Origin of the sequence: Pseudomonas sp. NMI760_13 (genome assembly GCF_021283245.1) — a bacterium.
GTDB classification, from domain to species: domain Bacteria; phylum Pseudomonadota; class Gammaproteobacteria; order Pseudomonadales; family Pseudomonadaceae; genus Aquipseudomonas; species Aquipseudomonas peradeniyensis.
Genome location: NZ_JAJSRC010000030.1, coordinates 1 through 18,939 on the forward strand (window position 1 = coordinate 1; position 18,939 = coordinate 18,939).

General features: G+C 66.0%; 19 protein-coding genes and 1 pseudogene. 14 read left to right on the plus strand and 6 right to left on the minus strand.

Features of this window, described 5'->3' with window-relative positions; genetic code table 11:
• Both LU671_RS23875 and LU671_RS23880 read left to right on the plus strand, forming a co-directional pair.
• Positions 1-1,413 (plus strand): annotated as a pseudogene (locus tag LU671_RS23875) (T6SS effector BTH_I2691 family protein); the annotation flags it as partial.
• Positions 1,414-1,415: 2 nt separating this feature from the next.
• The gene (locus LU671_RS23880; RefSeq protein WP_232857104.1) at positions 1,416-2,213 is read left to right on the plus strand and encodes a DUF6708 domain-containing protein; all 798 of its coding nucleotides are present in this window, start codon (positions 1,416-1,418) and stop codon (positions 2,211-2,213) included.
• A gap of 182 nt (positions 2,214-2,395) precedes the next feature.
• On the opposite strand, the gene nfsB is transcribed toward LU671_RS23880, so the two are convergent.
• On the minus strand, positions 2,396-3,049 hold the full coding sequence (nfsB, locus tag LU671_RS23885; RefSeq protein ID WP_110733882.1) for an oxygen-insensitive NAD(P)H nitroreductase: 654 nt from the start codon (positions 3,047-3,049) through the stop codon (positions 2,396-2,398).
• 104 nt (positions 3,050-3,153) lie between these two features.
• Between nfsB and LU671_RS23890 the strand changes: the two genes are divergently transcribed.
• The 4 genes from LU671_RS23890 to LU671_RS23905 all read left to right on the plus strand — a co-directional run bounded on the left by LU671_RS23890 (position 3,154) and on the right by LU671_RS23905 (position 6,267).
• Complete coding sequence (locus tag LU671_RS23890; protein ID WP_203647177.1) at positions 3,154-4,074, plus strand: LysR family transcriptional regulator; 921 nt, start codon at positions 3,154-3,156, stop codon at positions 4,072-4,074.
• A gap of 34 nt (positions 4,075-4,108) precedes the next feature.
• Positions 4,109-4,723 (plus strand): LysE family translocator, encoded by a 615-nt coding sequence (locus LU671_RS23895; protein ID WP_232857105.1) that lies wholly within the window; start codon positions 4,109-4,111, stop codon positions 4,721-4,723.
• Between the two features lie 79 nt (positions 4,724-4,802).
• Positions 4,803-5,633 carry an AraC family transcriptional regulator gene (locus LU671_RS23900; protein WP_232857106.1) on the plus strand — a complete coding sequence of 277 codons (831 nt, stop codon included), beginning with the start codon at positions 4,803-4,805 and terminating at the stop codon, positions 5,631-5,633.
• A gap of 49 nt (positions 5,634-5,682) precedes the next feature.
• Positions 5,683-6,267 (plus strand): LysE family translocator, encoded by a 585-nt coding sequence (locus LU671_RS23905; protein ID WP_232857107.1) that lies wholly within the window; start codon positions 5,683-5,685, stop codon positions 6,265-6,267.
• 18 nt (positions 6,268-6,285) lie between these two features.
• On the opposite strand, the gene LU671_RS23910 is transcribed toward LU671_RS23905, so the two are convergent.
• Positions 6,286-7,173, minus strand: a complete 888-nt coding sequence (locus LU671_RS23910; protein ID WP_203647183.1) for an EamA family transporter — start codon at positions 7,171-7,173, stop codon at positions 6,286-6,288.
• A gap of 262 nt (positions 7,174-7,435) precedes the next feature.
• On the opposite strand from LU671_RS23910, the gene LU671_RS23915 reads away from it, so the two are divergent.
• Both LU671_RS23915 and LU671_RS23920 read left to right on the plus strand, forming a co-directional pair.
• Entirely contained in the window at positions 7,436-8,833 is a 1,398-nt protein-coding gene (locus LU671_RS23915) for a purine-cytosine permease family protein (protein WP_232857109.1), read from the plus strand.
• Between the two features lie 326 nt (positions 8,834-9,159).
• Positions 9,160-10,467: a phosphate ABC transporter substrate-binding/OmpA family protein gene (locus LU671_RS23920; protein WP_232857110.1), complete on the plus strand. Its 1,308-nt coding sequence runs from the start codon at positions 9,160-9,162 to the stop codon at positions 10,465-10,467.
• Positions 10,468-10,472: 5 nt separating this feature from the next.
• Here LU671_RS23920 and LU671_RS23925 read toward each other — a convergent pair whose 3' ends face one another.
• Positions 10,473-11,807 carry an ATP-binding protein gene (locus tag LU671_RS23925; RefSeq protein WP_203647189.1) on the minus strand — a complete coding sequence of 445 codons (1,335 nt, stop codon included), beginning with the start codon at positions 11,805-11,807 and terminating at the stop codon, positions 10,473-10,475.
• Entirely contained in the window at positions 11,804-12,517 is a 714-nt protein-coding gene (locus LU671_RS23930) for a response regulator (RefSeq protein ID WP_232857155.1), read from the minus strand. Before LU671_RS23930 ends, LU671_RS23925 begins: the two co-directional genes overlap by 4 nt.
• Before the next feature lie 154 nt (positions 12,518-12,671).
• On the opposite strand from LU671_RS23930, the gene LU671_RS23935 reads away from it, so the two are divergent.
• On the plus strand, positions 12,672-13,010 hold the full coding sequence (locus LU671_RS23935; protein ID WP_232857111.1) for a hypothetical protein: 339 nt from the start codon (positions 12,672-12,674) through the stop codon (positions 13,008-13,010).
• Entirely contained in the window at positions 13,007-13,666 is a 660-nt protein-coding gene (locus LU671_RS23940; protein ID WP_232857112.1) for a DUF3313 domain-containing protein, read from the plus strand. Before LU671_RS23935 ends, LU671_RS23940 begins: the two co-directional genes overlap by 4 nt.
• Before the next feature lie 35 nt (positions 13,667-13,701).
• On the opposite strand, the gene LU671_RS23945 is transcribed toward LU671_RS23940, so the two are convergent.
• The gene (locus tag LU671_RS23945; RefSeq protein ID WP_232857113.1) at positions 13,702-14,754 is read right to left on the minus strand and encodes an NAD(P)-dependent alcohol dehydrogenase; all 1,053 of its coding nucleotides are present in this window, start codon (positions 14,752-14,754) and stop codon (positions 13,702-13,704) included.
• 178 nt (positions 14,755-14,932) lie between these two features.
• On the opposite strand from LU671_RS23945, the gene LU671_RS23950 reads away from it, so the two are divergent.
• Entirely contained in the window at positions 14,933-15,838 is a 906-nt protein-coding gene (locus LU671_RS23950; RefSeq protein WP_232857156.1) for an AraC family transcriptional regulator, read from the plus strand.
• Positions 15,839-16,006: 168 nt separating this feature from the next.
• Here LU671_RS23950 and LU671_RS23955 read toward each other — a convergent pair whose 3' ends face one another.
• Positions 16,007-16,603, minus strand: coding sequence for a TetR/AcrR family transcriptional regulator (locus LU671_RS23955; RefSeq protein ID WP_232857114.1), 597 nt, complete (start codon positions 16,601-16,603; stop codon positions 16,007-16,009).
• 93 nt (positions 16,604-16,696) lie between these two features.
• Between LU671_RS23955 and LU671_RS23960 the strand changes: the two genes are divergently transcribed.
• The 3 genes from LU671_RS23960 to LU671_RS23970 all read left to right on the plus strand — a co-directional run bounded on the left by LU671_RS23960 (position 16,697) and on the right by LU671_RS23970 (position 18,899).
• Positions 16,697-17,296, plus strand: coding sequence for an NAD(P)H-dependent oxidoreductase (locus LU671_RS23960; RefSeq protein ID WP_232857115.1), 600 nt, complete (start codon positions 16,697-16,699; stop codon positions 17,294-17,296).
• A 122-nt stretch (positions 17,297-17,418) separates the two neighbouring features.
• Entirely contained in the window at positions 17,419-17,925 is a 507-nt protein-coding gene (locus tag LU671_RS23965; protein ID WP_232857116.1) for a sigma-70 family RNA polymerase sigma factor, read from the plus strand.
• Positions 17,922-18,899 carry a FecR family protein gene (locus LU671_RS23970; protein ID WP_203647202.1) on the plus strand — a complete coding sequence of 326 codons (978 nt, stop codon included), beginning with the start codon at positions 17,922-17,924 and terminating at the stop codon, positions 18,897-18,899. Before LU671_RS23965 ends, LU671_RS23970 begins: the two co-directional genes overlap by 4 nt.
• Positions 18,900-18,939: the final 40 nt, after the last annotated feature.

Below are 18,939 nucleotides of genomic sequence, written 5' to 3' on the forward strand. Positions count from 1 at the left end.
CAACTGGACCAGGCCTTTCGCAAACCCGCCGCGCACAAGGTCAACGCCATGCTGCTCAGCGGCGCCATCACCGCGGCGGTGTCCGGCAAGCACGGCAAGGTCGTGGAACTGGTGCTCTGGACTATGGAGAGCGCCGAGGACCTGCAGGCCCGGTTGCAGCACCTGCAGGCCAGCGCGGGTACTGGCGAGGCCTTGCGCAGCGTGCGCATAGGGGCAGACAGCCTGCAATACCAGGCCGCCCACAGCCTGCGCCTGCTCAGCCTGAGCGCGGAGCAGACCCGCGCCCTGGCCCGTGAAGCCATGGGCAACCTGCGCAGTGGCTTGTCTGGCCTGGGGCCGGGCCGCGCGGACTTGATGTTGAGCCTGGGTGGGTTGTGGTTCCAGCAGGACAGCCTGCGCAGGAATCATGACGCGCTGAGCGCGATCCCGGGCAATGCGGAAGCCGAAGCGCTGGCAGCGGTGTGGTCGTCGTCCATCGGGGTTTTGGGGTTGAGTATTGAGGCGACAGGGAAAGCGATCGAGATATTGCGGCCTGCCCGGGTCGCCGTGACGGCGGGCTCGACATTGATGCAGGGGACGCAACTGGTGAAGTACGGTGGTGCCATTGCTGCTGTCGCTGGTATTGCAGAAGGAACAAATTATTTACTAGCGGCTCAACGAACAGGTGCACAAGGCGATCTAGCATCCAACCAAAAATATAATATTGCAGGCCTATCTGCGATTGGTTCAGCATTCGTAGGAGTAAGCACACTTTACTTTGGGACCGCATTCCTAGGCCCTGTAGGTATAGCACTATTACTTGCACTTTCGGCCTACACGCTTGCTACGATCGCAAAAAAAAACGAATCGTCTCCACTGGAAATCTGGGCTCGCCAGTCCAGATGGGGGCTACCAGCGTCACATCGTGAATGGCAGGTCGCAGAAGACAATGACAACGCTATAGGTGCTCTCAATGCTGCCCTAGTGGGCATCACTGCGCATGCCTCAATAGATATAACATTCAAAGAAACACACCCTCCGAAAACGATAGAGCCGTTCGTCACGCTGAGGGACAGCTTCTCGGTTCCACTCGAAACACGTCTGAACTACACAATCACCATTCCTAACTTTGCTCACGAACAGGCAAGATACGAATGGACACTGGTGGTTTATTCACCGGGTAGAAACACTGTGCCGACCGTGTACTCAGGAGACAGCGACAAGGAAAAAACCGAGTTATATGAGAACACTGGCAGCCCAGAGGATAGTTCTCGCCAAGGAAAGACTCTAAGAATAGAAGGGAGTACACCAACCGCAGATTTCAAAACTATCGACGCCTTTGAGTTAACAGTCAGCTATTGGCCCAACAAGGACGACACCACAAATTTCGCGAAATTGGTAAAAAAACAGGACAAACTGGACGTAAGGGGATAAAAATGAAAAGACCTATCCTGATTCCTCCGTGTCCAGGCTGGAAAGAGGACTTCAACCTCCCAAACGCCCCGACTAAAGTCGACCCTTCTCCCATACTGCTAAACTCAAACCATCAAGACGACATCTACGTAGAGATACCTCGCAACTCAGTCAACACTGGGGGACTATTAACCCTGTGCATTCCATTAAGCATTACAACAATCATTCTTGGCACAAGAATAATAGCAACCAGCATCCAGCACAATGACTACGAGTCACTATTAACCATATCAATACTAATATCCATTATAACTTGGCAGGTAGCAATATATTTTCGCCTAGTCCGCACCGCCCCGCGCGACGAGCCAATACGTTTCAACCGTTCCCGTCAAAAAATCTACGCTTACAACTTTACGTTCTGTTGGTGGAACCCCTTCATCCCATGGCCAATAAAAATCGTCAGCTACGACTGGAAGGATGTACGCGCCGAACGCTGGAGAAAGCAGGCTGTCACCCACCAAGGCTCGCACCTCGTGAAGACAGGGATCATGTTGTCCGTCGTCGAACCGGGCACCAACAAGGTCATCGACCGGTTCTCTTTGAGTAATACGTACGGGGAAGAGTCCATCTGGGCCTACATCTGCACTTACATGCAATATGGTCTCGATGCTGTTTCACCTGCCCCACACAATGAAGATCACAACCTTCTCCTCTGGTATCAGTTCGCCAAGCGTCTGGGAGCAGAGGTCAAGTGGCCAGAAGCGATAGACCGCGAATCGCGAACGGCTCCACAAACCGCTCCACTGGCTGAGTTGCCATGAAGCCTGTCGTCTTCGTCAATCATCGAGACTGGTGCCACGCCAGGGAGACACGAGGAGCCTTGGCGGCGTCATGATAGAAGGTGATCCGGGCTGGCTAGTCGAGTCGCATCGAAGAAGCCCGCTCACCGTCAGCATTACTGGCTGCAACGCTGCCCCAGTTAAGCGGGACTACCTACCATCAATCACAGAAAAGTAAACACCTCTGCCGCCGCCAACCGCGACTTGCTCAGCCCGGCATTGAAATCCTCCTCGCTGCGATAGCCCAGGCTCAGCAGCACCACGCTGGTGAAGCCCTGCTCGCGCAGGCCCAGTTCGGCGTCCAGGGCCTTGGCGTCGAAGCCTTCGATCGGCGTGGCGTCCAGGCCGTGGGCGGCGGCGCCCAGCAGTGCGGTGCCCAGGGCCAGGTAGACCTGCTTCTCCATCCAGTGCTGCAGGTCCTTGAAGTCATGGCGGTGCAGGTCGACGTAGCCGCGGCGGGTCTGGTCCTGGCCATCACGGGCCTGTTCGGTGCGGAAGCGCCCGTCGGCGGCCTCCTGCGCCAGCACCGCCTGCAGGTGGGCTTCGGTCATGTTGGTGCGGGCGGCGAACACGATCACATGGGAGGCGTCGCGCAGCTTCGGGCTGTTGTAGGCGAAACGCTCGTCGGTGGCCTTGGCCAGGCGCGCCTTGCCTTCGGCGCTGTCGGCCACGACGAAGTGCCAGGGCTGCGAGTTGACCGAGGACGGGCTGTGGCGCAGCTGCTCGAGCAAGGCATCGATGGTGGCCTGGGGAATCCTGCGGCTGGCGTCGTAGGCTTTGGTGGTGTAACGGCGTTTGGCGAGGGCAACGGTATCCATCTACGGTAATTCCTCAAAGGGATCGTGAATGAGCCGCATCTTATCTTCCCGGCGGCAAAGAAAAACCAGCACAATGCAGCAACACTTTCATCCCTGGAGTGAAAATGCTGCGCATCAACGATCTCGAACTGTTCGCCCGTGCCAGCGCCCTGGGCAGCTTTACCGCTGCGGCCCACGAGGCCGACCTGCTGCCCGGCCAGGTGGCGGCGGCGATCAAGCGCCTGGAACGCGAACTGGATGTGCGCCTGTTCGCCCGCACCACCCGCAGCCTGCGCCTGACCGCCGAGGGCGAGCTGTACCTGCCCACCGCCCAGCGCGTGCTCGATGCCCTGCGCCAGGGCCGCGAGGACCTGCACGGCAGCCACAGCTGCCTGCGCGGCGTGTTGCAGGTGGCGGCGCCGTCAGACATGGGGCGCAACCTGCTGCGGCCCTGGCTCAGCGCGTTTCGCCGCGAGCACCCGGGGCTCGGCCTGCGCTTCTTTCTCTCCGACCAGCTGGCCGACCTCTACCGCGACCCGGTGGATGTCGCCATCCGCTACGGCCAGAACGAGGACGCCAACTACATTGCCCTGCCCCTGGCACCGTGGAACCGTCGGGTGCTGGTGGCCTCGCCCGACTACCTGGCCCGCCATGGCCGGCCGGACAGCCCCGACGACCTGCAGCAGCACGACTGCCTGCTGTACCTGCAGCAGAGCCGGGTGTACGACAAATGGCGACTGGGCAACCGCACCGTGCAGGTGCGCGGGCCGCTGTTCAGCGACGACGCCGACGTGGTGCGGCGCTGGGCGCTGGAAGGCGAAGGCATCGTCTACAAGTCGTGGCTGGATGTCAGCGCCAATGTTGCCGCCGGCGAGCTGGAGGTCCTGCTGCCCGAACACCCCGGCGAGCTGACCCCGGTGACCCTGGTATGCCCGCACCGCAAGCAGCTCACCCCGGCGGTGGCCCAGCTGCACCTGTGGCTGCGCGAGCGCTTCGCCACGCTGCGCCCGGAGGGCATGTTGCAGCCGCTGTCGCCGGGCGTATAGTGCATCCACCCCCAACTGCAAGGAGCTGTCATTCATGCCGAGCCTGGAGTTTCTCGTTACCGCGCTGATCATCGTGCTGATTCCCGGCAGCGGGGTCATCCTCACCGTCTCCAGCTCCCTGGTGGCCGGGCGCCGCGCCTGCCTGTGGACCGCCACCGGCTGCACCCTGGGTATCGTCCCGCACCTGCTGGCCTCGGTGCTGGGCCTTTCGGCCTTGCTGCACACCAGCGCCCTGGCCTTCCAGGGCCTGAAGTTCGCCGGCGTCGCCTACCTGCTGTACCTGGCCTACGCCACCTGGCGTGACCGCGCGGCCTTCGCCGTGGACACCCAGGCCACCCCGGCCAGCGCCGGCCAACTGGTGCTCAAGGCCTGCCTGCTGAACATCCTCAACCCCAAGCTGACGCTGTTCTTCCTCGCCTTCCTGCCGCAGTTCATCAGCCCCCAGGCCGGTTCCGCGACCGTGCAGATGCTCGGCCTGAGCGCGGTGTTCATGGCCATGACCTTCGTCGTCTTCGTGATCTATGGCCTGCTCGCCCACCTGTTCCGCCGCGCCGTGATCGACTCGCCCCAGGTACAGGCCTGGCTGCGGCGCAGCTTCGCCGCCTCGTTCGCCGGGCTTGGCATCAACCTGGCGTTCGCCCAGCGCTGACAGGGCTGCACAATCGTTCTAAACGCCCGGGCCGTTTCTGCGTTAAGGTCGTCTACCGACACCCGCACGGCCCGCGCCCATGAGCAACTGGATCGACCTCAGACAGGACGCCGACACCGGCATCGAGTCGGTCCGCGCCCATTTCACCGGCCATGCCTACGACCCGCACTGGCACGACAGCTTCCTGGTCGGGGTGACCGAACAGGGCGTGCAGCAATTCAACTGCCGCCGCGCACGCCACAACAGCACCCCAGGCCAGGTGTTCGTGCTCGAGCCGGGCGACCTGCACGACGGCCATGCACCCACCGTTGAGGGTTTCACCTACTCAACCCTGTACCTGGATGCCAACTGGCTGGAAACCGAGCTGCGCGCCCTGTTCGAACACGCGCCCTCGGGCGCCTTGCCCAGCTTCGGCACCCTGCTGCACCAGGATCCGCGCCTGGCCGGGGCCACCGCCCGGGCCTTCGAGACGGTGCATTACAACGATCTGCGCATCGTCCGCCAGACCGCCCTGGACGACCTGCTGGCCTGCCTCACCGGCCACCTGCACTGGCGCAAGCGCCTGGACCCCGATCCACGCTTGCCGTTGTGCGCCCAGGTCGCCCGCGATTACCTGCACGCACACCTGGACCAGGACATCGGCCTGGTCGAGCTGGCGCAGGTGTGCGGCGTCGACCGCTTCCGCCTGACCCGGGCGTTCAAGGCGGCTTTCGGCCTGGCGCCGCATGCCTACCTGATCCAGCTGCGCCTGGCCCGTGCACGGCGGCGGCTGGCCCTGGGTGAAACGCCGGCCAGCGTCGCCACCTCCCTGGGCTTTGCCGACCAGAGCCACTTGGGCCGCTGGTTCCGCCGCGCCTACCGACTGACCCCGGCGGATTACCGCAAGCGCTGCTCAAACCTTCCAGACTGAACCGGCGCTCGCCGCGACCATGGCGCTTCGATCACTCGGAGCCTTGACCATGTCACACACGCTGTTGCCCTTCATCCTGTTCGCCCTGGCCGCCAGCATCAGCCCCGGGCCGACCAACCTGCTGATTCTCGCCCACGGAGCCAGGCGCGGCCTGCGCGCCAGCCTGGCGCCGATCGTGACGGCCTGCTGCGCGGCGGCGGCAGTGGTGCTGCTGGTGGGCCTGGGGCTGGGCGAGGTGCTGCTGCGCTACCCGCTGGCGCAGCAGGCCATGAGTTGGGTGGGCGCCCTGTGGCTCAGCTGGCTGGCCTGGAAGATGCTGCGCAGCGCCGGTGCGCCGCTGCAGGCGGGCAGCGATAGCGGCCTGGACCCGCTGAGCGCGGCGACCCTGCAGGTGGTCAACCCCAAGGTGTGGGTGACGGCGGTGGCAATGGTCGGCCTGTTCGCCGGCCCGGCACTGCCGATGTGGTGGTTGAGCCTGGTGTTCCTGCTGATCGCCCTGCCGAGCATGACCGCGTGGGCGCTGATGGGCATCGGCAGCGCCCGCTGGTTACGTTCGCCCCAGGCGCTGCGGGTGTTCAATCAGGGCCTCGCCGGCCTGCTGCTGGTGTCGGCGTGGTCGGCCTTGCTGGTGTGACGCGGCGGGCATCGGCCTTCAGCGCGCGGTAGCCGCGCGCAGACGCAGCCCCAGGCGCGGCCCGAACACATTGATCAGCAGCCCGAGCATCACCAGCAGCGCGCCCCAGCCCTGGGCCTCGCTCAGGCGCTCGCCCAGCAACACGGCCGAGGAGCTCAGGCCGACCACCGGCACCAGCAGCGAGAACGGCGCCACCTTGCCCGCCGGGTGGCGCGACAACAGGGTGCTCCACAGGCTGTAGCCGACCATGGTGGCGACGAAGGCCAGGTAGGCCAGGGCCAGCACCGAGCTCCAGCCGATGTTGGCCAGGGCATGGCCGATGCGCTCGGGCCCTTCCAGCCACCAGGACAGCGCCAGGAACGGCAGCGGCGGGATCAGCCCGCCCCAGATCACCAGGGCGACCAGATCGACCTTGCCGAAGCGCCGGGTGATGATGTTGCCCATGCCCCACATGGCGCCGCCGCACAGGGTCAGCAGCAGTGCGAGCAGCGGCACGTGGCCGCTGTCCTCGCTGCCGATCACCGCCAGGCCGCCGGCGGCCACCAGCAGGCCCAGCACGCTGGCCAGGCGCAGCCGCTCGCCAAGGAACAGCGCGGCAAAGCCCAGGGTGAAGAACGCCTGGGACTGCAGCACCAGCGAAGCCAGCCCCGGCGGCATGCCACTGGCCATGGCCTGGAACAGGAAGGCGAACTGGCCCAGGGAAATGGTCGCGCCGTAGGCGATCAACCAGCGCCATGGCAGGTTCGGGCGCTTGATCAGGAACACCGCCGGAAAGGCCACCAGCAGAAAGCGCAATGCCCCCAGCAGCATCGGCGGCAGGCCGTCGAGGCCGACCTTGATGACCACGAAATTGACGCCCCAGGCGATGATCACCACCAGGGCGATCAGCAGGTCCTTGAGTGGCATGGCACGCATTCCTTCTTCAGGCTTGTTATAGACATATTTGGTTACAGCATAAGGGCATCGTGCCGCCGCGGACCATTACAGTTGCGCACCAGCCTTGCGCAACAGTCGGCTGTGATGGCCTCGTAACAGCGACGAAAACCCCGCGTAAGCTTCACTTGACCAGACTTGTATATACATGCTCATATCGGGCTTCGGCCATCCGCCCTGCGTCCCGCCGATAGCCGCCGCCTTTCACAAAAACAACGAAGCGGAGCCCTCCCCGATGTCCAGCAAACCCGTGATCGAGCGCCGCTCGATCGACTACATCCCCGAGTCTGAACGCCATGGACGCGTCTACAGCCAATTCACCCTGTGGCTGGGAGCCAACCTGCAGATCACCGCGATCGTCACCGGCGCCCTGGCCGTGGTGCTGGGCGGCGATGTGTTCTGGTCGTTGATCGGCCTGCTGCTCGGACAACTGGTCGGCGGCGCGGTGATGGCCCTGCACGCAGCCCAGGGGCCACGCCTGGGTCTGCCGCAGATGATCTCCAGCCGGGTGCAGTTCGGCGTGTACGGCGCGGCCATCCCCATGGCCCTGGTGTGCCTGATGTACCTGGGCTTCACCGCCACCGGCACGGTGCTGTCCGGCCAGGCCATCGGCCAGTTGCTGAGCATCAGCGACAGCGCCGGCATTCTCATCTTCGCCGGAGTGATCGTGCTGGCGACCCTGGCCGGCTACCGGGTGATTCACTGGATCGGTCGGGTGGCCAGCGTGCTGGGGATCATCGCCTTCGTCTACCTGTTCAGCCGCATCCTGATGCTCGCCGACATCGGCCAGCTGCTCGACAACCGCCATTTCAGCTGGGCCAGCTTCCTGCTGGCAGTGTCGCTGGCGGCGTCCTGGCAGATCGCCTTCGGCCCGTACGTGGCCGACTACTCGCGCTACCTGCCCAGCCATACCTCGCCGCTCAAGACCTTCCTCGCCGCCGGCCTGGGCTCGGTGATCGGCGCCCAGGCCTCGATGATCCTCGGCGTGTTCGCCGCGGCCATCGCCGGCGGCCAGTTCTCCGGGCGCGAGGTGGCCTACATCGTCGGCCTGGGCGGCGCCGGCACCACGGCGGCGCTGCTGTACTTTTGCATCGCCTTCGGCAAGGTGACCATCTCCACCCTCAACAGCTACGGCAGCTTCATGTGCATCGCCACGATCATCAGTGGTTTCCGGGGTCACCTGCAGATCAGCCGAATCCAGCGCCTGGTGTTCGTGCTTGGCATCGTCGGCGCCGCGACCCTGGTCGCCCTGCTCGGCCAGCATTCGTTCCTCAGCGCGTTCAAGTCGTTCATCCTGTTCCTGCTGACCTTCTTCGTGCCGTGGAGCGCGGTGAACCTGGTGGACTACTACTTCATCACCAAGGAACGCTACGACATCCCGGCACTGGCCGACCCTGACGGCCGCTACGGGCGCTGGAACTGGCCGGGCATCGGCGTGTACACCTTCGGCGTGCTGGTGCAGATGCCGTTCATCGACACCAAGCTGTACACCGGGCCCATGGTCGCGCACCTGGGCGGCGTGGATGTGTCGTGGCTGATCGGCCTGGTGGTGCCGAGCGTGCTGTACTACTGCGTGGCCCGCCGCCGCGCGGCCGAGGCGCCGGCCGGGATCATCGTGCCGGAGGGGCGCTGAGCCGGGTTGCTCACACATATCCTGCATGAGATCGCCCAGCCCCTCGGGCTGGGCTGTCGCACATGAAATGGTGTCCCTGTGGGAGCAACTGTCTTGCTAATTTTTAGAATCTGGCGCGATCCCTGTGGGAGCGGGCTTGCCCGCGAACACGGGCGAAGCCCGTGCCATCCACCACGGTGTCGGCTTCGCGGGTAAACCCGCTCCCACAGGTTCTCTGCCCGCCGGCCCAGCCAGATAGGCTGGGCGATCTCTTACGGGACACTGTCATCTTTCGGTCAAGCAACTGTCGTAATCTGCGGCGCAACTCTGTGCCACGGGTCTTCGGCATGCCTCGCCTGCTTCTCCTTCTGCTGTGCCTGCTCCCGGGCCTGTCTTGCGCCGGGCCCGCGCAACTGCGTATCCAGGGCTCCAACACCATCGGCGCGGCCCTTGGCCCGGCCCTGGTGCAGGGGCTGCTGCAGGCTCAGGGCGCAAGCGCCATCGAGCACCGGCCCGGCGCCACGGCCAACGAGACCGAGGTCCACGCCCGCGATCCGGACGGCCAGCCCGTGCGCATCGACATTGCCGCCCACGGCACCAGCACCGGCTTTGCCGCGCTGGCCCGGGGCGAGGCCGACCTGGCCGCGGCCTCGCGGCCGATCAGCGACAGCGAGGCGCAACAGTTGCAGGCCCTGGGCAACCTGCGTGGCGCGGGCTCGGAACAGGTGATCGGCCTGGATGGCGTGGCGGTGATCGTCCACCCGGACAACCCGCTCACGCAACTGAGCACCGAGCAACTGGCCCAGGTGTTCTCCGGCCAGCTGCAGCGCTGGGAACAGCTGGGCGTGCCCGGCGGGGCGATCCACCTGTATGCCCGCGATGATCGCTCCGGCACCTTCGAAACCTTCAAGGCCCTGGTACTTGCCCCTCAGCAAGCGGCACTGACCACCCAGGCGCGGCGCTTCGAGTCCGCCGACGAACTGGCCGCCCAGGTCATGGCCGACCGCCAGGCCATCGGCTTCAGCGGCCTGGCCACGGTCCACCGGGCCAAGGCACTGGCCGTGGCCGAGGGCGATGCACCGGCGCTGCCACCCAGCCGTGCCCTGGTGGCCAGCGAGGACTACCCGCTGTCGCGTCGCCTGTTCTTCTACCTCCCCACCCACCCCACGCCGCTGGCCAAGGCACTCGCCGAGTTTGCCCAAAGTCCCGCCGGCCAGGCCATCGTCGCCGAGCAGGGCTTCGTTTCCCAGCAGATCAAGCCACAGCAGGTCGCGGCCCAGGGCGACATGCCGCCACGCTATCGGACATTGGCCGGCGAGGCCCAGCGCCTGAGCGTGAACTTCCGCTTCCAGGAAGGCAGCGCCGGCCTCGACAACAAGGCCCTGCGCGATGTGCAGCGGGTCGGCGACTACCTGCGCCAGGCCGGCAAGCTACAGGGCAAGGTGGTGCTGGTGGGCTTCGGCGATCCCAAGGAGACACCGGGCCGCGCCGCGCTGCTGTCGCGCCTGCGGGCCATGGCGGTGCGCCGCGAGCTGGCCCGCGTCGGGGTGCAGGTCAGGGACGTGGCGGGCATGGGCGACGAACTGCCGGTGGCCGGCAACGACCTGGAGCAGGGGCGCCTGCGCAACCGCCGGGTCGAGGTCTGGGTGTACTGACCCGCTCAGGACCCGTCAGGCAGTTCAACCCGCGCCACCAGCCCACCGCCAACGCGATTGCGCAAGGTCAGCTCGCCGCCCTGCTCGCGCACGCTGGCACGGGCGGCCGAGAGGCCGAGGCCGACGCCACCGGTGTCACGGTTGCGCGAGCCCTCCAATCGGTAGAATGGCTCGAACACCTGCTGCAGGGCCTCCTCGGGAATACCTGGCCCACTGTCGCGAACCTCGATGACGATCAGGTGAGCGGCGCGGCGCAGCGTTATCTGCGGATCGCGGGCATACTTCATGGCGTTTTCCACCAGGTTGACGACCACCCGCTTGGTCGCCAGCGGGCGGCCGTCATGCACCAGGTGCGCCGGGCCCTTGAAGGCGATGTCCAGATGCTGGTCGCGGTAGTCGTCGACCAGGGTCTGCAACAGCTCCGACAGATCATAGGCCGTGCGCTGCTCCAGTTGCGTGCCTTCGCGGAAGAACGCCAGGGCCTCGTTGATCATCGTCTGCATCTCGTCGACGTCGCGGATCAGCTTGCGCTGGTGGTCCAGGTCCTCCATGAACTCGCTGCGCAGGCGCATGCGCGTCAACGGCGCGCGCAGGTCGTGGGAGATGGCCGCGAGCATGTGGGTGCGCTCGCGGAGGAAGTGTTGGATCTGCGCCTGCATGGTGTTGAAGGCGATGATTGCCTGGCGGATTTCCTCGGGCCCCTCGATGGCGATGGGCGGCGCCTGCAGGTCGCCGCCGAAGCGCCGCGCCGCGCTGGCAAAGCGTTGCAGCGGCGCGGCCAGCTGGCGGGTGGCGAGCCAGGCCACCAGCAACGTCGCCACCAGCCCCAGACCGATGACCACCGCCAGGCGCGCCGTCGCGCTCATGCCCCAGCTGCGCTCCGGCGGCACGAACAGCAGCCAGCTGTCATCAGCCAGGGCAACCAGCGCCACGTAGTGCGCCTCGGCGCTGCCCATAGGCCAGTCATCCGGGTTGTACACTTCGATCGGCCGCGAGGGCCCCAGCAGCTGGGCCATCGCCGGCACCTGCCCGGAATTGAGCATGGTGCCCGGGCCAGGCAGGCCAAAGTCGTCACGCCGGGTACTCCAGGTCACCCGCAGCGTTGGCGTGCTCGCCGCCTCGGCCAGCTGCCCGCGCAGCGTCGCCGGCGCGGTCTCGATCACCCGGGTGGTCACGGCGATCTGCTCGAGCAGGCCGGTGCGTTCGATGGGCGGGCGTGCCCAGCTGCCGGCAACCTGGACGAACAGGGCATTGAACGCCAGCGAGGCGAGCAATGCGGTGAAAATGGTCAGGGCGATGCGCTTGCGCAGAGTGTCGCGACCCAGCAGGCGACGGATCACGAGCGGGTCACCGTGGCGCTGAACAGGTAGCCGCCATTGCGCACGGTGCGAATCAGGTCCGGGCGCTTGCTGTCGGGCTCGATCTTGCGCCGCAGACGGCTGACCTGCACGTCGATGCTGCGGTCGAAGGCGTCATGGCCGTGGCCACGGGTCAGGTCGATCAACTGCTCGCGGGTGAGGATGCGCTGCGGGTGCTCGAGAAACACCACCAGCAGGTCGAACTCGGCGCCGGACAGCGGCACCATCACCCGCTCGGGCGAGCGCAGCTCGCGGCAAGTGATGTCCAGCTGCCAACCGGCGAAACCGATCACCGGTCGCGCCGCCTCGCCCCGCGGTGGCTGTTCACCAACCCGGCGCTGCACGGCGCGCAGGCGGGCCAGCAGTTCACGTGGATCGAACGGCTTGGTCAGGTAATCGTCGGCGCCCAGTTCCAGGCCGATGATGCGGTCGCTCAGTTCGGCCATGGCGGTGAGCATGATGACCGGCACCCCAAGCTGCGCACGCAGCTTCTGGCACAGGCCCAGGCCACTTTCGCCGGGCAGCATCAGGTCGAGGATGATCGCATCCGGGCGCTGCCGGGCGATGGCTGCCCACATCGCCTGCCCCTCGGCGGCCAGGTCCACCTCGTAGCCGTGCTGGACGAAGAACTGCTTCAGCAAGGCGAGGATTTCGACGTCGTCATCGACGATCAACAGTCTGCTCACGGTGATACCGATCCGGGAAAAAAGGCGTATCTAAAACCATTGCGCCACGCGGGTCATTTATTTCAATCGCGCAACATTTCGTCATGCACGACACAAAGCGGACATCACCCGGCAACGATGACCCTTCACCCTGCCAGCCTTCCATTACCGAGGGCTCCCCATGAAGATAGTCGACAGCCGCAACAGCACCGATGGGCATGAGGGTTCCGCGTCCCTGATCCTCAGCCAGCGCAACACCCAGCGCGGACAATCGGGTTCCCTGATCGTGCAGCAGGAGAGCCTGGAGCTGGCAAACGAACAGGGCTACGTCACCCTGCGTCGGTATTTCGAACACTACGACCCGACCTTTGGCGAATGGGTCGAGTACAGCCACACCGTTCCCGTCCGTGACCTCGTGCACTGGCTGATGGCACGCGGACAGTTGCGCATCCAGACATCGCAGGACGTGCCCCACCTGCAAGCGGCCCATCCGACCCGGCGCGAGGTTCGCCACCCATGAGTCGGCGTCACCTTCTGGCACTGGTGCTGACGTCCACCCTGGGCCTGTCCGCGTGCGGCAGCAACAAGCCGGCACCGACCGGTTATCTCAAGGATTACGGATTACTCACCCCGCACCAGGCACCCTCAGGCGGGACCGTGCTCAGCTGGGCCGACCCGAAATGGCCAAAGGGCCGTTACATCGAGGTCTACCTGGCACCCAGCCGGTTCTACCCGGCGCCCGAGCCGAGCACGCGCATCCCCCAGGCCACCCTCGCCAGCATCACCCACTACTACGATGCGGTACTGCGCAACGAACTGGGCAAGGTGATGACGGTGGTCGACCGGCCCGGCCCCAACACCCTGGTGGTCAGGCCGGCCATCACCCGCATCAGCGCCGACACCCAGGGCCTGCGCTTCTACGAGTGGCTGCCGATCACCCTGGTCGCGGCCGGGGTGAGCAGCGCCGCGGGCATGCGCGACCGGGACAGCGCGATTGCCAGCGAGCTGTCGTTCGAGGCGGGCGCAAGCGGCAAGGTGGTCGGCGAGGCGATGCTCACCGGTACCGGCGTGCCGCTGGACAACGACCGCCAGGTGATGACCGCCGACAACGTCAAGGCCGTGCTCGACGGCTGGGCCGTGGACCTGCGCCAGGGCTATGCGGCGCCGCTCAGGTAGCGTGACGCTTCACAGGACAAGCCCAGCTCGCCTGGTCAGGCCTTGAGCGAGGCCATGTCGATGACAAAGCGGTACTTCACGTCGCCGGCGATCATCCGCTCGTAGGCCTGGTTGATGTTGCGGATGTCGAGCCTTTCGATATCGCAGCTGATCCCGTGCTCGGCGCAGAAGTCGAGCACCTCCTGGGTTTCGGCGATACCGCCGATCAAGGAACCTGCCAGCACCCGGCGCTGCATCACCAGGTTGGCCGCATGTACCGGTGGATCAACCGGTTCGATCAGCCCGACCAGGATGTGCACGCCGCCAAACTTCAGGGTTTGCAGGTAGGGGTTGAGGTCGTGCTGCACCGGGATGGTGTCGAGCAGGAAATCGAAGCGACCCGCCGCACTGCGCATCTGTTCGGCATCGGTGGAGACGATCACATGGTCGGCGCCTTGGCGACGGGCTTCCTCGGCCTTGGCCGCGGAGCGGGTGAACAGGGTCACTTCCGCCCCCAGGGCCTTGGCCAGCTTGATGCCCATATGGCCCAGGCCACCCATGCCCAGCACGCCCACCTTGTGCCCGGGGCCCACGCCGTGGTGCTTGAGGGGCGAATAGGTGGTGATGCCGGCGCACAGGATCGGCGCCGCGCTGGCCAGGTCCATGCCCTCGGGAATGCGCAGGACGAAATGCTCGCTGACCACGATGCTGCTGGAGTAGCCGCCCATCGTGTTGCTGCCGTCGACCCGGTCGGGGGTGGCGTAGGTCATGGTCGGGCCTTCCAGGCAGTACTGTTCGACGTCCTGGCGACAGGCCTCGCACTGGCGGCAGGAATCAACCATGCAGCCGACGCCGACCAGATCACCGACCTGGTAACGGCTGACCTGCGCGCCCACCGCGCTGACCCGGCCGACGATCTCATGGCCCGGCATCAGCGGGTAGACGGCGATGCCCCATTCATTGCGGGCCTGGTGGATATCGGAATGGCACACGCCACAGTAGAGGATCTCGATGACCACATCGTCGGGCCGCGGGCTGCGGCGCTGGAAGGTCATGGGGGCCAGGGGGCTGGTGGGCGATTGGGCGGCGTAACCGATGGCGGTGTACATGGGGCACCTCGTGCAAGTGAAACGATTCAGGCGACGCATTCTGCGCGCCGGGACCAGCCTCGCCCACCGCCGATTCTCCAGTATGCATGCCTGATTCTCCGGACCTTGCCACCAACCTCTGGCATGACCCCGCGAATCTGCGAAGATGCCAGTGTCCGATTCTCTGCCCGGGTTCACCATGCACCTGACTCACCATGTGGATGCCAATGCCACGCTCTGCTCTCTGATCCGTACTCTCGCCACAGGCCCGGGGTTCGTGCCCACCCTCCTGCCCCAGGTCCAGGTCCTTACCTGGGACCACTACGTGGCCAGCACCCCGCAGATCTACGAACCCAGCCTGATCATCCTCGCCCAGGGCAGCAAACTGGCGCGCCTGGGCCCGCGCACTTTGGAGTACGGTGCCGGGCATTACCTGGTGCAGGCGCTGTCGGTGCCGTTCATGTGCGAGACCTTCGCCACGCCCCAGGCGCCGCTGCTGGGCGTGGCGGTGGACATCGACCGCGCCCTGCTCGGCGAGCTGGTGCAAAGCATGGACCTGGCGCCGGATGCCGCGGTGCAGGCACAGACGCCACAGTCGATGACTTCGGCGGTGCTGGACACGGCCATGCGCGACAGCGTCGAACGCCTGCTGCAGTGCCTGCAGGACCCGCTGGACGCCAAGGTGCTGGGGCCGGCGCGGGTGCGCGAGGTGCTCTACACCGCCCTGCGCGGGCCACAGGCCGGCGTGCTGCGGGCGCTGGTCGAGCAACAGGGGCATTTCGCCCGGATCGGCGCGGCCCTGGCCTACCTGCGCGAGCACTACGCCGAACCGCTGGGGGTGGAAGAGCTGGCCAGCCGGGCGAACATGAGCGTGTCGACCTTCCACGAACACTTCAAGCGCTGCACCGACCTGGCGCCGATGCAGTACCTCAAGCGCCTGCGCCTGCTCAAGGCGCAGCAGATGCTGATCGGCGAAGGGCTGGGCGTGGCCCAGGTGGCGCATCGGGTCGGCTATCAGAGCACTTCGCAGTTCAGCCGCGAGTACAAGCGCCAGTTCGCCCGCAGTCCGGGGGAAGAGCAGCCGTACCAGAGCCTGCCGGCCTGACTGGAGTCCGACTTGGAATTGCAGGGGCTGCTTTGCAGCCCTTTCCGGCCGGTCCGACGCCTCGGCAAGGCCGCTCCTACAGGCAACCGCGCGCCCTGTAGGAGCGGCCTTGTGCCGCGAAAGGGTCGCAAAGCGACCCCAGCAATCTTGAATTGGAGCTCCCCAAAATTACTGGCGCAAAACCATCGCCACAATGGTCGCCTGCAGCTCGCGCTTGGCCACTTCTGCCGTCAGCTCCCCGGCCGCCGCCGCCAGGGACAGCGCATCCGCCGCCCCCACCAGCACCCACAACCCGGCCACGCCGATATCGCCACCCGGCGCGAACGGCAGCAGCGCTTCACGGCATTTATCCATGAACGGCCCGTCATAACCACGCTTGAGCGCCTCCAGCTCCGGCGAGCCGGCCAGCGCGGCGCTGACCCCGGGGATCTCCCTACCCTGAGTCGCCACACAGTCCACATAGGCCTCGGCAATCACCCAGGCCCGCTCCGGCAGGCTCGCCGGGCAGCCGGCCAGGGCCTTGTCGAGCATGGCCGTCTGGCGAGCGTCGTATTCCTGGTACAGCGCCAGCAACAAGCCGTTGCGGGTCTCGAAATGGTCGTACACCACCGGCTTGGTCACCCCGGCCTGCTCGGCCAGGCGCCCCAGGCTCAGGGCATCGGTGCCCTCCTCACGAACCAGCCGCCAGGCCACATCCAGCAACTGACGGCGGCGCTCCTCGCGGGACAGGCGTTTGCGCGGCGCGGTCTTTTCCTCGCTTGACATCGCTTACCTACCAAAAGTAACTTACTAAGCGTAACTTACCTTGAGTATATAACGCTCCCGGTGTCCCTGCATCCTGATTCTGGAGATTCCACCATGCATGCCCTGATCGTCATCGGTCACCACGACCCCGACTCCCTCACCCACGCCCTCGCCCAGCAGGTCGCCGAGGGCCTGCGCGCCGCCGGCCATACCAGCGAGTTCGCCGACCTGGCCAGCGAAGGCTTCGACCCACGCTTCAGCCTGGCCGACCACGCCGTGCATCGACGCCTGGGCCAGCCACCGGCCGATGTACTGGCCGAACAGGCGCGCATCGAGCGGGCCGACACCGTGGTCATGGTCTACCCCATCTACTGGTGGTCGCTGCCGGCCCTGCTCAAGGGCTGGGTCGAGCGGGTGTTCAGCAACGGCTGGGCCTTCGACCAGGCCGCCGACGGCAGCACCACCAAGCTGCTGCACGGGATGACCGCGCACCTGGTCGGCGTGGCCGGCGCCGACGCCGGCACCTTCGAGCGCCATGGCTATGGCGAGGCCATGCGCGTGCAGATCGAGCACGGTATCTTCGACTACTGCGGTGCCCGGGTCATCAGTTCGACCCTGTTCACCGACAGTGAAGGCGCAGCCCCCGCCAGCCTCCTGCCACAAGCCCGTCAACTGGGGCTGACCCTGTTCGCGGGCCAGGAAGCTGCGGCCTGATGCGCCAGCGCGCGCCGCTGCGCAGGCAGCGGCGCGAATTGTTGTGACATGCCCCATTGCGAGACGATGAACCTCCCGGCTACCATTGAGAACGATTCACACTCACAACTGGATAGCCACCGTTGGACAGCACCTCGACCCGCAAGCTGGGCTTCTTCTTCAGCGACCACCATCGCTGGCTGCTCCAACACATCCACAAACGCCTGCGCAACCGTGCCGACGCCGAGGACACCGCCGCCGAGGCGTTCTGCCAGATGCTCGGCGCGCAGGTCGATCCGGACAGCATCCAGCAACCTCGCGCCTACCTGTCGACCATCGCCCGGCGGCTGATCTTCGACCGCCACCGTCGCCGTCAACTGGAACTGGCCTACCTCGAGCGCCTGGCGCTATTGCCTGAACAAGTCGCCCCATCGGCCGAAGAGCAATTGCTGCTGATCGAAGCGCTGGTGACCATCGACCAGGTGCTGGAAGGCCTGCCCGCCATGGTCAAGGCCGCTTTCCTCTACAGCCAGCTCGACGGCATGAGCTATGTCGAGATCGCCGCCCGCCTGCAGATCTGCGAACGCACCGTCAGCCGCTACATGAAGCAGGCCCTGCGCCAATGCTACCTGTGCGAAGTACAACCATGAGCGCCCGCAGCCTGGACCCGATCGGCGAGCAGGCCATCGACTGGATGGTGGCGCTCAATGCCCGCGCGCCGGACGATGCGCTGTTGCGCCAACTGGAGCAGTGGCTGCGCCAGGACCCGGCGCACCGGCAGGCCTGGGACCGGCTGCAACAGCGCCTGGGCAGGCCTTGCGCAGCCCTGCGCGCCCTCGAGCAACGGGCCCCCGGACAGGCCGCCGAGGCGCGCCGGGTGCTGCTGCAACCGAGCCATTCACGTCGCGAAGTGCTGGGCGCCCTGGCCAGCCTCGGCCTGCTCGGCGGGGCGCTCTGGGGCGGCTGGCGCAGCGACGCCACCCAGGGCTGGCTGGCCGACCTGCACACCGCCAGCGGCGAGCGGCGCAGCTTCACCCTGGCCGACGGCAGCCGGCTGAGCCTCAACAGCGCCAGCGCCGTGGACCTGCGTTTCGATGCCCGCCAACGCCTGGTGCTGCTGCGCCACGGCGAACTGGTCATCCAGGTCGCCGCCGACGCCGCACGACCGTTGCGCGTGCGTACCGCGCAGGGCCAGGTGCAGGCCCTCGGCACCCGCTTCCTGGTCCGCCAGGAAGACACCGCCACCCGCGTGGTGGTACTCGAACACAGCGTGCGCCTGAGCCTGCCCGACGGGCGCTGGCAAGACCTGCAACAAGGCCAGGCGGCGCTGCTGCGCAGCAACGGCATCGAGCGGCTGGGCAGCGAGCAACAACAGCGCGCGGCCTGGGTGGAGGGCCGCCTGGAAGTGCTCGACGAACCGCTGCATGTGGTGGTCGACGCCCTGCGCCCCTACCAGCGCGGCTACATGCGCCTGGCCCCGGCGGTGCGCGACTTGCGGGTACAGGGCGTGTTCCCGCTCGAGCAGCCGCAACAAGCCCTCTCGGCACTGGCCGAAACCCTGCCGGTCAGCATCGAGCACTTCGGCCCCTGGCTGACCTTGATCGGCCCAAAAGCGGCTACGTGAAACTTTTTTTGAAAATCATTCGCAAAGGTGTCCGGTTTTC